Source organism: Psychrobacillus sp. NPDC096426 (genome assembly GCF_044762745.1).
In the GTDB taxonomy this organism is placed as follows: Bacteria; Bacillota; Bacilli; order Bacillales_A; family Planococcaceae; genus Psychrobacillus.
This window is the reverse complement of sequence record NZ_JBIWEX010000005.1, coordinates 37,203-51,020: the sequence shown is the minus strand read 5'-3', so window position 1 is coordinate 51,020 and position 13,818 is coordinate 37,203. Positions and strand designations below refer to the sequence as shown.

The 13,818-nt window shown below is 37.9% G+C and carries 14 protein-coding genes; 12 read left to right on the top strand and 2 right to left on the bottom strand.

The annotated features are described in order from the left end of the window. Positions 1–35 precede the first annotated feature (35 nt). The 10 genes from ACIQYS_RS05825 to ACIQYS_RS05780 all read left to right on the top strand — a co-directional run bounded on the left by ACIQYS_RS05825 (position 36) and on the right by ACIQYS_RS05780 (position 11,057). The gene (locus tag ACIQYS_RS05825) at positions 36–1,841 is read left to right on the top strand and encodes a carbon starvation CstA family protein (RefSeq protein ID WP_402976100.1); all 1,806 of its coding nucleotides are present in this window, start codon (positions 36–38) and stop codon (positions 1,839–1,841) included. A gap of 210 nt (positions 1,842–2,051) precedes the next feature. Next, complete coding sequence (locus tag ACIQYS_RS05820; RefSeq protein WP_402976384.1) at positions 2,052–2,870, top strand: YitT family protein; 819 nt, start codon at positions 2,052–2,054, stop codon at positions 2,868–2,870. Between the two features lie 52 nt (positions 2,871–2,922). Next, a complete protein-coding gene (cccB, locus tag ACIQYS_RS05815; RefSeq protein ID WP_402976098.1) occupies positions 2,923–3,258 on the top strand; it encodes a cytochrome c551 in 336 nt (111 codons plus the stop codon). Between the two features lie 1,166 nt (positions 3,259–4,424). Next, positions 4,425–5,111 (top strand): cell division ATP-binding protein FtsE, encoded by a 687-nt coding sequence (gene ftsE, locus ACIQYS_RS05810; RefSeq protein WP_402976096.1) that lies wholly within the window; start codon positions 4,425–4,427, stop codon positions 5,109–5,111. After that, positions 5,101–5,988, top strand: a complete 888-nt coding sequence (gene ftsX, locus ACIQYS_RS05805; RefSeq protein ID WP_402976094.1) for a permease-like cell division protein FtsX — start codon at positions 5,101–5,103, stop codon at positions 5,986–5,988. The genes ftsE and ftsX overlap by 11 nt, the downstream gene beginning before the upstream one ends. 39 nt (positions 5,989–6,027) lie before the next feature. Then, a complete protein-coding gene (locus tag ACIQYS_RS05800) occupies positions 6,028–7,335 on the top strand; it encodes a murein hydrolase activator EnvC family protein (RefSeq protein WP_402976092.1) in 1,308 nt (435 codons plus the stop codon). 138 nt (positions 7,336–7,473) lie between these two features. Next, complete coding sequence (locus tag ACIQYS_RS05795) at positions 7,474–8,052, top strand: redoxin domain-containing protein (protein ID WP_402976090.1); 579 nt, start codon at positions 7,474–7,476, stop codon at positions 8,050–8,052. A 71-nt stretch (positions 8,053–8,123) separates the two neighbouring features. Continuing rightward, positions 8,124–9,542: a S41 family peptidase gene (locus ACIQYS_RS05790; RefSeq protein ID WP_402976088.1), complete on the top strand. Its 1,419-nt coding sequence runs from the start codon at positions 8,124–8,126 to the stop codon at positions 9,540–9,542. An 82-nt stretch (positions 9,543–9,624) separates the two neighbouring features. Next, positions 9,625–10,794 carry a PDZ domain-containing protein gene (locus ACIQYS_RS05785; protein WP_402976086.1) on the top strand — a complete coding sequence of 390 codons (1,170 nt, stop codon included), beginning with the start codon at positions 9,625–9,627 and terminating at the stop codon, positions 10,792–10,794. Between the two features lie 8 nt (positions 10,795–10,802). Beyond that, on the top strand, positions 10,803–11,057 hold the full coding sequence (locus ACIQYS_RS05780) for a CsbA family protein (protein ID WP_402976084.1): 255 nt from the start codon (positions 10,803–10,805) through the stop codon (positions 11,055–11,057). Positions 11,058–11,489: 432 nt separating this feature from the next. Here the strand turns inward: ACIQYS_RS05780 and ACIQYS_RS05775 are convergent, their stop codons facing one another. Further along, positions 11,490–11,798 (bottom strand): AzlD domain-containing protein, encoded by a 309-nt coding sequence (locus tag ACIQYS_RS05775; RefSeq protein ID WP_402976082.1) that lies wholly within the window; start codon positions 11,796–11,798, stop codon positions 11,490–11,492. Between the two features lie 4 nt (positions 11,799–11,802). Beyond that, a complete protein-coding gene (locus ACIQYS_RS05770) occupies positions 11,803–12,510 on the bottom strand; it encodes an AzlC family ABC transporter permease (protein ID WP_402976381.1) in 708 nt (235 codons plus the stop codon). Positions 12,511–12,622: 112 nt separating this feature from the next. Here ACIQYS_RS05770 and ACIQYS_RS05765 point away from each other — a divergent pair, with 112 nt between their 5' ends. Beyond that, entirely contained in the window at positions 12,623–13,267 is a 645-nt protein-coding gene (locus tag ACIQYS_RS05765; RefSeq protein WP_402976080.1) for a TVP38/TMEM64 family protein, read from the top strand. Continuing rightward, the gene (gene lepB / locus ACIQYS_RS05760; protein ID WP_402976078.1) at positions 13,260–13,811 is read left to right on the top strand and encodes a signal peptidase I; all 552 of its coding nucleotides are present in this window, start codon (positions 13,260–13,262) and stop codon (positions 13,809–13,811) included. The genes ACIQYS_RS05765 and lepB overlap by 8 nt, the downstream gene beginning before the upstream one ends. Positions 13,812–13,818 lie beyond the last annotated feature (7 nt).

The following is a 13,818-nucleotide window of genomic DNA, read 5'->3' as shown; positions in this document are numbered from 1 at the left end:
ATTATTATAGATTAGAAGGATGGGGGAAGAAAGAATTGAATGCGGTTACAATTGTAATAGGATCTATTTGTATACTATTAATAGCTTATCGTTTATATGGAACGTTCATGGCAGCAAAGGTTTTGAAACTAGATGATTCCAAACCTACTCCAGCACATGCATTGGAGGATGGGAAAGATTATGTACCCACGAACAAATGGGTCACGTTTGGTCATCATTTTGCGGCGATTGCTGCGGCGGGTCCGTTAGTCGGCCCAATACTTGCAGCACAATTTGGTTATTTGCCAGGGTTGCTTTGGCTCTTAATTGGGGCAGTAATTGGTGGAGCAGTTCACGATATGGTCGTACTTTTTGCTTCCATGCGGCAAGAAGGGAAATCCTTATCAGAGATTGCTAAAAAAGAGCTCGGACCCGTTGCAGGGTTTTGTGCAGGGCTTGCGATGTTATTCATCATCACTATCACGATGGCAGGTTTATCATTAGTTGTTCTAAGTGCTTTAGAGAGAAATCCATGGGGAACTTTTGCAGTAGGAATTACAATTCCGATTGCAATGGGTGTTGGATTGTATCATAAAAAAACAGGCAACTTAAAAGTTGCTACTATTGTTGGTTTTGGACTTATTATGGCGGCTATTCTTTGGGGACCAAATATTCAAGGAACAGCACTTGGTGATTTCTTAACACTAGAAAAGAGTACAATCGCTCTTGCTTTACCGATATATGCTTTTTTTGCAGCTGCATTACCAGTTTGGTTGCTGCTTGCACCGCGCGATTATTTAAGTACTTTTATGAAAATCGGCGTGTTCGCAGCATTAATCATTGGGGTATTCTATGTAAACCCTGCAGTTCAATTCCCTGCATTGACAGAATTTATTAACGGTGGCGGTCCAATTATCGCAGGTCCGGTTTGGCCATTTGTTTCGATCACTATTGCATGTGGAGCTATCTCAGGATTCCATGCATTCGTTGGTTCGGGTACAACGCCAAAAATGATTAACCGATGGAGCGATATTAAAGGTGTTGCTTTTGGAGCGATGCTTGTAGAGTGTTTAGTGGCTATTATGGCATTGATTGCAGCTGTATCATTAATGCCAGGAGATTACTTTGCAATAAACTCTACACCAGAGAAATTTGCAGCTTTAGGGATGGAAACAGTACATTTAGATAAACTAAGTGAAGAAATTGGAATGGACCTTGAAGGAAGAACTGGTGGGGCGGTTACGCTTGCTGTTGGAATGACGTATATTTTCACGGAAATTCCTATATTTGAAAAAATGGCATCGTTTTTCTATCAGTTTGTTATTTTATTCGAAGCGGTCTTTATACTGACAGCCATTGACTCGGGGACACGAGTTGCACGATATCTCATTCAAGATTTTGGCGGTACATTCTTTAAACCGCTGAAACAAACAAATTCCATATGGGCAACTATTTTTGCGAGTGCATTAGCTTGCTTTATGTGGGGATATTTACTGTATTCCGGAGATATTAGCTCTGTCTGGGCATTATTTGGAGTATCCAATCAGTTAATGGCATCTATTGGTTTAATCATCGGTGCAACTATCGTGTTGAAAATAGCTGAAAAGCGCTGGTATATGCTAACTTGTTTAATCCCACTTGCTTATTTGTATGTAACCGTGAACGTAGCCGGTTACTGGATGGTGAAAAACGTTTATTGGAATTCAGCAAGCCCTGGCTTTAACTTCTTAAATGGGACACTTTCAGTTATTATGCTAATTCTTGGTTTAATTATCCTCGTAACCTCGATTCGCAAGTGGCTAGAACTTTGGAAACTACCACAAGATGTTCTAGTGGAGCGTGCTGCAAAAGGAACGATTTAATCGTATGTTCCAAGTCTAAAACGGTATTAAGTCGTTTTAGTCTTGGAACTTTTTTATTGATAGTACTTTATCCGGTTAAAACGGTGCTTAGCTGAAGTTCACAAATGTTCTTTCTGTTGTTATACTAGTGCCATCAATGACAACGAAAGAGGATATTCAATGGAAACTAATCACAGATTACATAAGGAACTACCTCCAATTGTGGAGCATATGAAAGATTATTTGTTTGTTATTATTGGTGCCGCTATTATTGCGATTGGTTTTAATGTTTTTTTATTGCCAAATCAAATTGCTTCTGGTGGAGTAAGTGGAATCAGTACTATATTAAAGGGCGTCTTTGGATGGGAACCTGGAATCGTGCAATATGCATTTAATATACCCCTATTTATCGCAGGTTTAATCTTTTTAGGAGCAAAATTCGGCATTAAGTCATTTGTAGGAACATTAACGTTGCCAGCGGTTGTTTTAATAACTGCCAGTTGGGAGCCGTGGACAAATAATCCATTATTAGGTGCCTTATTTGGTGGAATAGCAGTTGGTCTCGGTCTAGGGATCGTATTTCGTGGCGGTGCTTCTACCGGGGGAACTGATCTAGCGGCGCAAATTATTACAAAATATACAGGTTTTTCGCTTGGGAGAAGTGTGTTATTAATCGATGGTCTAATAGTTATTAGTGCTGCATTCGTTTTTGATATTGAAAAAGCACTTTATGCATTAATTGGCTTATTTGTGACGACAAAAACGATCGATATCGTACAACTAGGTTTTAGCCAATCGAAAATGATATATATTATTACGAATAAACAAGATGAAATAAGAGATGCTATATATAAAGAGATAGATCGCGGGGTGACAAAACTTCCTGCTTTTGGCGGATATACTAATAAAGAAAGACCAATTTTAATGGTTGTGGCGTACCAGACAGAGTTCACAAAACTGAAACATATCATTAAGATGATTGATCCAACAGCTTTCGTTATTGTTTCTGATGCATACGAAGTACTTGGCGAAGGTTTTAAAAGGTATTAAATTTGGTATAATAAAGAATGTAAGTAAAATTATGTTGAGGGAGGTAATAGTAATGAACAAAAAACTATTAGCCGTAATATTTGGTGCTGCTTTAATGTTAGCTGCTTGTGGCGGTGCAAAAGAAGAAACCACCACAACAAAAACTGGCACTACTACTGAAACAGCTACAGTGAATGCAGAGAAAATCGTTAACTCGAAATGTATTAGCTGTCACGGTGGTAATTTAGAAGGACAAGGTAACTTCCCAGCCCTTAATAACGTTGGATCTCGCTTATCTGAAAACGAAATTTTAAATGTTATTGAAAATGGTAGAGGTGGAATGCCAGGTGGACTTGTAACCGGCGAAGAAGCTAAAGAAGTAGCTGCATGGTTAGCTGCTAAAAAATAATAAACAAGTAAAATCAGTTGCTCTAATCGGGCAACTGATTTTTTGTGTTTTAGGCAATTAATAATCTACAGTATGTGAATAACTTTTGCCATTAAATCGGGCGTAATATAGGTAAAATGCGCATATAAAACTCTATGAAGTGACGGTAATGATTTCCGCCGGGTGAGCGCTGAGCCATCACCGCCGCGTACGCTTACGTTGTGATGGCTCAGCTGTTTCACTCATCCGGCTGGAGTCGCCGCCTTCCGCTTCAATCAACGAAATATGCTAGCTAATTAGCTTTTAGCTAAATAAATCAATCAGAAATATTAGAACCGCTCCACGAAGGCAAAAGTTGCAGCTATCACTATATGAAAAAGAGTTCTTTGCTTATCAATCAGTGAACATGAGCTTCACTATGTTATGAATTAATAAATAATGTATATTTTCGTAATATTAATGGTCGTCTCCTATTAAGTAAACTCTTTGATATGAGAAATGATTGCTTCCATACTTAATTTGGTTGCTCTCCGAATAGAACTGATTGCTTTCTATAACTGATTGATTGCTCTTATCCATTTACTGGATACCTATACATCGAAATACTACAGCGTATTCAGTCTATTAAACTGTTTATTGGATTTCACTTTCAGGAAAATACTATATTAGATTGAAATTAGAGCAGTAAAACTGATTAGGTAGCAATTTTCGTGGATTGGAGCGAAAGGGCGGCGACTCCTACGGGATGAGTGAGTAGATGAGACATCGCAGGCGAACGCGAAGCGTCGGCGATGTCTTATCGCTCACCCCGTGGAAAGCGTCCGCCCTGTAGCGGAAATCCGAGTGGAAACTGTTAAGACGCAATATACCAATATTGCAGACTATCCATTTTTCGGATAGTTTTTTTATTTTTAGTATTATTTGTAGAAGTATCGCTATTTATAAAAATTTTTAAATAATTTAGCATGAAAAGAAGGATTATAAACGAATGATGTAGAAAAGAAAAGGGATAGGACATTTGTATGTAGGTACTTTTTCTTGTTTAGATCGAAAAATTAATCGAATCAGCGAATTTTTCCCTAAAATTACCTATGAATTGAAATGTAATTGTAACAAACAAAGAAGCGTCTAATGTTATAATAGGCATGTCGCATTTTACTAAATGAAACTAATTAGGTGGTTTATAAATGATTGAAATGAAAAATGTCTACAAAAAATATCCAAACGGAATCGTTGCCGCAAATGGAATTGATGTAGAAATTAAGCAAGGTGAATTCGTATACGTAGTCGGGCCAAGTGGTGCAGGAAAATCGACATTTATCAAAATGATGTATCGGGAAGAACGACCAACATCAGGTGATATATTCATCAATGGTACTAATTTAACTACACTAAAAAACAGTAAAGTACCTTATTTGAGAAGACAAATTGGTGTAGTCTTCCAAGACTTTAAATTACTGCCACGTCTAAATGTGTATGAAAATGTCGCATTTGCGTTAGAAGTAATTGAAGAAACACCAAAAGTGATTCGCAATAGAGTGATGGAAGTATTAGAACTGGTAGGACTAAAACATAAAGCAAGAATGTTTCCTACGGAGCTCTCAGGTGGCGAACAACAACGTGTTTCCATTGCACGGTCTATAGTCAACACACCAAAGCTCGTCATTGCAGATGAGCCGACCGGAAACCTTGATCCAGACACATCATGGGAGATTATGAATATATTCGAAGAAATTAATGCTCGAGGGACTACAATTATAATGGCAACACATAATAGAGAAATTGTAAATACCATTAAACACCGTGTTATCGCTGTTGAGGGTGGATTAATCACTCGAGACGAAGACGAAGGAGAATACGGTTATGAAAACTAGAACAGCAGGTAGACACTTCAGAGATAGCATAAAAAGTATTAGTCGAAATGGTTGGATGACATTTGCTTCGGTTAGTGCGGTAACTGTTACGCTGCTACTAGTTGGTGTATTCGTCATGATTATGATGAATTTAAACAAAGTAGCAGATGATCTTGAAAAAGATGTAGAAATTAAAGTAATTGTCGAATTGACTGCGGATGATGCCGCTATCAAAACATTACAAGAAGAAATTAAAAATACATCAGGTGTGGCAGAAGTACAGTATTCACCAAAAGAAGAAGAGCTTAATAAGTTAGTGTTGGATTTCGGGGAAGATTTGCGTTTATTTGAGCAGGAAAACCCTTTACATAATGTATTTTATGCAAAAGCAGTAAATCCGCAGGAAACAGAAAAAGTAGCGAAAAAAATCGATAGTTTAGATAACACATTCGAAGTGAAATATGGAGAAGGAAAAATTGAAAGACTATTTTCTTTCTTAAATACTAGTAGAAATGTAGGGTTAGTACTCATACTAGCGTTATTGTTCACTGCGATGTTCTTAATATCTAATACGATTCGTATTACGATTGTTGCAAGAAGAAGAGATATTGAAATTATGAAACTAGTTGGAGCGACGAATTGGTTTATACGTATTCCTTTCATATTAGAAGGAATGTGGTTAGGGCTTCTAGGAGCGATAATTCCAATCACGCTCGTAACGACACTCTACTACAATATTCATAAAGTACTAGCACCGAAACTTGCGCAAGGAAACTTATTTGAACTGCTCGATTTTTCACCATTCATCTATCAAGTGAATGCGTTGATATTATTGATGGGCGTACTGATTGGCGTCTGGGGAAGTTTCATGTCAGTAAGAAAGTTTTTACGTGTTTAAAAAAGAACTATGAAGGTAATTTGAAAGGAGCAAGAAGTTTTGAGAAAACAGTCTAAATGGGTGCTACGCGTCTTTGCGGTAGCTACTACTTGCGCACTTTTATTCACAGGACCAAGTGCCCTTGCTAATTCATTGAACGATTTAAAAACTCAACAAAAAGAACTTGAACAAAAGAAAAATTCGATAAACTCGAATATTAAAGAAACAGATGGTAAGATAAACGAAAATAAGTCTGAAATCGAACAAATCATGGCTCAAATTCAAGCTCTAGACACAGAAATTATTACGACAGAAGGTAAAATTTCGAAAGTGTTAAAAGAAATAGAGGAGACCACCACAGAAATTGAAAGTTTACATGCCTCTATTGCAGAATTAGAGCGTAAAATTGAAGAGCGGGATGAGCTTTTAAAAGAACGAATCCGAGCTGTACAAGTTAGTGGAGGATCCGTTAGTTATTTAGACGTTTTACTAGGGGCAAATAGTTTTATCGATTTTATCGATCGCTTCTCCGCAGTTAATACATTAATGGAAGCGGATCGCACGATTTTAAAGGAACAAGCGGATGATAAAAAGCAGCTAGAAGAACAAAAAGCAACTTTAGAAGAAAAATTACAGCAACAAGAAGCAAGCAAAAACGAGTTACTAACTTTAAAGGCTTCGCTAGACAAACAAAAAGCATCTAAAGGAAACTTAGTAGATCAATTAGAAGTAGAGCAAAAAAAATTACAAGCTGATAAAAAAGTAATGGAATCAGAGTACGATGAAGTATTAAATTTAAGCGAAGAAGTTACAAATAAAATTGTAGCAGAACAAAAACGCCAAGCAGAAGTTGCACGAAAACTAGCTGAAGAGAAAAAGCGTAAACAAGCGGAAGAAAGAAAACGTCAACAAGCAGCAAGTGGTTCCTCTGCAGCAATCCCAGCAGTATCTTCAGGAGATTGGACAAGACCAACTAGTGGGCAACTTACTTCAGGGTATGGTTATCGAATCCATCCTATTTATGGACAAGGGAAAATGCATTACGGAATCGACTTTGGAACTCCGACTGGAACTCCAGTAGTTTCAGCGGCAGATGGTGTAGTCTCTTATGCTTCTCCACTTAGTACATATGGAAATGTGATTATGGTGACACACTCAATCGATGGTCAAACGTTTACTTCTTTATATGCACATTTAAGTAGTATCAAAGTAAGTGTCGGACAAGCTGTTTCTAAAGGACAAACAATTGGTGCAGTTGGGACTACAGGGAATTCTACAGGACCACATTTGCATTTTGAAATTCATATCGGTACATGGAGTGGTATGGCAAATAACTCGGTAAATCCATTACGATATATTTCTTTATAATTTCATAAAAAGACGCCTTATCCAATCTTTGGACGGCGTCTTTTATTTTATTCACAATCAATACATTAGTATACAAGTGCACATTCAGTTTATAATAGTAGCGATGACGTATGGAAAATGTGTTGATGGAGGTAAGCTGTGAAGAAAAAGATAATAGGCTTATTAATTGTAGGTTGCTTAGTTGCGATTGCAACCATATCCTTTGTAAAAGATAATATAGACGAAACAGAAGCATTTGCTGGAGAACAAATGGGAACCGACATGGCAGCGAACCCAGCAAATGAAGGAATTGGTCAAGGGGATCGTGCTCCCAACTTTACACTCACAACGCTCGATGGAAAAGAAGTGGCACTTTCAGATTATCAAGGAAAAAAAGTAGTGCTAAACTTTTGGGCAACTTGGTGTCCTCCTTGTAAAGCCGAAATGCCTCATATGCAAAACTATTATGAAGATATGGCAGAACAAGAAAATGTAGAAATTTTAGCTGTTAACTTAACGAGCTCAGATGTTGGCATCGATAAAGTAGAACTCTTTAAAGAAGATTATGGACTCAGCTTTCCAATTCCTTTAGATGAAGAAGGAACGGTTGGGGATACGTATCAGGCGATAACAATTCCGACGACTTATATGATAGATACAACCGGAACGATTCAAAACAAAATAGTCGGGCCTATGGATGAACAGATGCTCACAGACTATATAAGTAAATTAAAATAATCACCGATTTTTGGGCAAGTATTAAACTTCACTTTCCACACATATATTAGTGGAAAAGTAGGAGGTTGAACTTGCGCAAAAGTCGGATTTTTTTATATGTCTTGTTATTTATTATTTTGCTAGGGATCGTGTATTTCTTGTTTGGAAAAACGACTAGCTCTGTACAAACGGATGTTAGTAACAGTCAAGTAATTGACGAAGCATTCGAATTGATTCAAAAAGAGGCGGTTTTTTCCAAAAATGAAAAGCTGCTAGTCGAAGGCGCAATACGGGGAATGACCGAAGCGCTAGAAGATCCACATAGTACGTATTTGACGAAGGAGGAAGCAGCAAACCAAGAAGCATCACTTGCAGAAGAACGTGTTGGGATTGGTGTAGAAATTATGCAATCTGCAGGGAAATTTATCGTCGTTGCACCTATTAAAGACTCGCCAGCTTATAAGGCTGGATTAAAATCACAGGATGAAATTGTCCGGGTGAACGGGGAAAGAGTAGATGGTAAATCGATGGCGGAGCTTGTTCAATTATTAAGTGGGGAAAAGGGAACAACATTGAAAATGACGATCTATCGTGCGAGCGAAAATCGCCATGTTGAGTTACATATGAAACGAGATACAATCGCAATGCACACGGTTTCCAGTGAAATATATGAAGTGGATAATCATTCCATTGGGATTGTTACTATTTCATTATTTGGGGAAAAAACCGGGGAAGAATGGGAAAAGCAAACAAAATCATTAGTGGAGCGTGGTATTGACGGACTAGTCATTGACGTGCGGGGAAATCCAGGAGGTTACTTATTTAGCGTTTCTTCTGTCATAGGTACATTAATGAAAAATGGAACGACTTTTGCGTATATGCAAAATGCAAAAGGCGTTTTAGAAAAGTTGAATACAGAAAGCAAGGAGACTCCGTATTTAAATAAAATACCTACTGTTTTATTGCAAAACGGGGGAAGTGCTTCAGCGAGTGAGGTGCTAGCTGGAGCGCTTCGAGATAATAATCGGGCGCTAATTGTAGGGGAAACTAGCTTTGGTAAAGGAACAGTCCAAGAGACCCATCCATTATCAAATGGTGGGAAACTGAAAATTTCTACACATAAATGGCTTACACCAAAACAAGAGTGGATTCATCATAAAGGGATACAAGCGGATTTAAAAGTAGAACAAGAAGAGCTTTTTGCTATGGATCAAAAATACTTGAGCGGAGAATTCCAAATTGGTGATTATGGCGATGAAATAAAATATGTCCAACAAGTGTTAGGTGCGCTCGGTTATAATATAGGTCGGGAAGATGGCTATTTTGACGAAGGCACGGGAGATGCAATCGAAAAATATCGACAAGAACGAAGCTTAGGTGAGGGAAATGAAATAAACAGTACTTTATTTCAATCTTTAACGGAAACAATCGCAACATATAAAACTAAAAAAGAAAATGATAAGCAGTTACAAATGGGTATCGGTTATTTACTCCATGATTTAAATAAATAAGATTATACGAAAATCCTATACGCAAAAGGCTCCTCGTTTGTTACAATAATAGGAAGGATATGTGCAAGCGAGGAGGATGCGTATGGTAGAGGAATTATTAATCGAATTGGTTAAAGGAGTCGGACGGTTTTTCCTTCATCCAGCAGTATATATTACGGTCCTTTTCTCCGTTTTAATCGGCTATTATCGTGTAAAGCGAGAAAGAAGACAGTTGCGAACAAGAATTTTGTGGGGATGGACAGAAGTAAAGAGGCTTTTAATCGATGGATACATGTGGGCAATCGTTTTATCAGTCATTAGTGTCGTAGTTGGACTAGTACTGCCAATTCCATGGTTATACATAATCAGTGCATGGATGATGTTGTTTGTAGTGTTCTTTATGTATCAAGTTGGATCTACAATTTATGCAATTGCTTTAGGTGTAGCTACGTTGTATATAATGAATGTTTATAATTGGTCGTTCGATATATTTCCATGGAAATTTACTGGATTTAATATAATGAATGAGGCAATTATCCCAATTGCTATTTTAGCAGGATTGTTATTAATTGCAGAAGGGGCGCTCATCCAAAAGCATGGTGCAAGTCATGCTTCTCCGCGGTTAGTAAATACCGCACGTGGGATTGAAGCGATGGAATATATATCAAAACGATTATGGTTATTGCCGATTTTACTCGTTGTTCCAGGCGATGTAATCAATTCCTATATTCCATATTGGCCACAATTTACGTTAGGAGAATCTCCGTTTTCTCTTGTGCTATTTCCTTTTGTAATAGGATTTCAGCAAAAAAGTAGACATACATTACCAGCTCAATTTTTTCCGAGGTACGGGAAAAAGGTTTGGCAGCTCGGAATTATTGTCACAATCATTGGTGCGGCAGGCTATGTAATGCCACTAATTAGTGCAATTGCAATCGCACTCGGTGTATTAGTAAGATTACTCATTACCTATATCGAATATAAAAAAGAGACGTCTGGATCGTTTGCAGTGTCTCCACAGTCAAATGGTGTCATGATAGCCGGAGTGCTTTCCAATTCCCCAGCAGAAAAAATGGGGCTTCTCATCGGAGAACGTATTGTAAAAGTGAATGGGCAAAAAGTGACGAACGAGCAAGAATTATACGAAGCCGTACAAATAAATGCTGCGCATTGTCGCTTAGAAGTATTAGATTTCAGCGGTGAGCTTCGCTTACGTCAACATATTTTGTTTAGACATGATCATTATCGATTAGGGCTGATCCTAGTAAGGTAGGAGAAATTATGGAAACATTATCTTTATCAACGCAAATAATACTAGCCATTTTTGCACCTGCATTACTCGTCATTCTTTTTACACGCATTACGTTTAACCGATACGTGGCGCTCGTATTGACGGTCGCATTATTCGCTGCTTCCGTAAGAGCGGGGTATACGCACAGATGGTGGATTTATCTATTAGATGCAGCATCACTCACTGTGGGATTCTGGTATTCTACGAAAAGAAAAAAAACAAAGAAAAAATCCGTCTCTGAATGAGGCGGATTTTTTCTGTAGAAAAGAAATGGTGCTAATCAAATCGCAAGACCCCTAATAGGAATAAAGTGTTACTGCTGGGATATAGCGTGGCCCGGTTTGTCGTGTTCAGCGGTCGGTTTGTTATTTTCAACATGGACTTTGTCGCGTTTACAGCATGTTATGTCTCATTCAACCACTTATTGGATTTTATTTTCAGGAAATACTACATAAGATTGAATCTAAAACAGTGACTCTGATTAGATAGCGATTTTTGGGGGATTCAGCGGAAGGGTGGTGACTCCAGCCGGATGAGTGAGAAAGATGAACCATCGCAAGCGAACGCGCAGCGTCGGCGATGGTTCATCGCTCACCCGGCGGAAAGCGTCCGCCCTGCAGCGGAAATCCTAGCGGTTAATTCCTTGACGCATTATTCCTAATTTATGTAATCAACAATCAAAATATCAAACTATATAATGCTAAAACAGCGATTGTCCCTAAAACAACGACCATCACATTAGAAAAAAGAATGGCTAACGTAAAGGCGACAATTGTTCCGATGAAGCCAAACAAAAGATTCCCTTCTTGGACATATAAAATAGCTGGGAATATTAATGCACCTAAAACAGCGAATGGAATATTGCGTAAAATACCAGACACAACAGGTGGCAATTCTTTGCCCTCTAAAAAAGTAAGTGGAATCGCTCTTGGAATATACGTAACAACCGCCATGCCAAGTAATGTCCACCAATACCATGCTCCCATTCCGTTAAGCCCCTTTCGGCAAATTTTTACCACGACGTACATAAATAATTTCTACAAAAATGGACGATGCTAAAGTTGCAACCAAAATAGACCATCCTGTGGATAAAGCGCCAGTCCAATAAAAAAATCCATTAATAACAGCGGCTATAAGTGCAAGCATAACAACTTTACGATTGCCACGCATGGATGGTACTAGCAGTCCCACGAACATCGCATATAAGGCAATCGACATAGCAGCTTGTAAAAACTGTGGAAGATTGGCACCGATAACATGTCCGACAGCAGTGAAAACAACCCAGCTACTATACGCAATAAAAGCAACACCAAATCCAAAGGCGGTTCTGATTTTTTCCTCTTTTCTCGTTGCAAGGACAGAAAAAGATTCATCTGTAATGCCGAAAGCATAAATTCCTTTTATCCATCTCTTTTCGCTCTGCATCTTTTCGTTTAGTGCTGCCGTCATTAAGAAATGGCGAATATTGAGGACAAATGTATTTAAAACGATTAAAATAGGGTCAACCCCTTTTGAAATAAGCGTTAAAGACATGTATTGTGATGCTCCCGCATAAACGAAAATACTCATCGCAGTAGCTTCCCAAATGGACAGTCCCGCAGTTTTGGCAAGTAAGCCAAATGTTAAAGCGACTGGGAAATATCCGATTGCAATACTCAACCCTGCTCTTAATCCAAGTACAAATGAATTATTATTCAACAATAGTCACCACCTAAAAAATCATAATAGACAAATTATACTATAACCGAATAGTTTTATGAATATGAAATATGGGAATAGTGTTAACATACATATTTTGGAGGAGAGCAACATGTTTGATTGGTTTTCAATGGATACGTTAACGAATTTAACGCAGGATTATCGTGCGTTAGGACCGATTATTGGTATCCTTTTGCCCTTTTTAGAAGCTTTTTTGCCGTTTTTACCGTTAATCGTCTTTATCGTAGCGAATGTAACTGCTTATGGGTTGCTCTTTGGATTTTTACTTTCGTGGGCAGGCTCGGTAATAGGCGCTTACACTGTCTTTTTAGTAATTCGTAAATATGGACGAGCACGTGTGCTTGGCCTTGTAACAAGACATGAAAAGATACAAAAACTAATATTATGGGTAGAGAGGAATGGATTTGGTCCGCTTTTTTTACTTATTTGTTTTCCATTTACTCCCTCCGCAATTGTCAATATTGTTGCGGGACTATCCAATATGAAAAAGAAGACGTATTTATGGACGATTCTACTAGGGAAGCTAATTATGATTTTTATCGTTAGTTTTGTCGGTTCTGATATAAAGGCATTGATCACCCAGCCAGTTCGTACAGCTATCGTTGTCATCATTATTGTGATTCTTTGGTTTGTTGGAAAAAGAGTGGAAAAGCGAATTGAAAAAAAGGTTGAGGCAGATTTACATATTATTAAGCAAGATAGAAAAATAGGGAAGAAAGGAGATAAATTTGAGTAAAACGAAAAAAGAAATAACGGAATGGCTTATATCATTAATCATTGGAGTTGTAGTCGTTTTCTTGGTCCGATCGTTTTTAGCGACAAATTATGAAGTAGTTGGAGGGTCGATGATGCCAACACTTCATGATCACGATCATGTAATTATTAGCAAAGTATCTACGATTAAACGAATGGATATTGTTATTTTTCATAGCGATGAAGAAGAGGATTATGTAAAACGGGTCATTGGGTTGCCAGGAGATACGATTACGTATGAAAATGATGAATTGTTTATTAACAATCAAAAAGTGGAAGAGTCATTTTTGAGATCTTATGAAGCCTATATTAATACCGATACAAATTTCACTGGGAATTTTGAGTTACAGGAGCTCACCGGTAGTAAGACCGTCCCACCGGGCAAGTTATTCGTTTTAGGCGATAATCGAATTTCCAGTTTAGATAGTCGTTATTTTCATTTTGTTGATAAAAAGGAAGTCATTGGTGAAGTGAAACTAATTTACTGGCCAATTTCCGATTTTACGATGAATTTTCATTCCGAATAATTTCCTT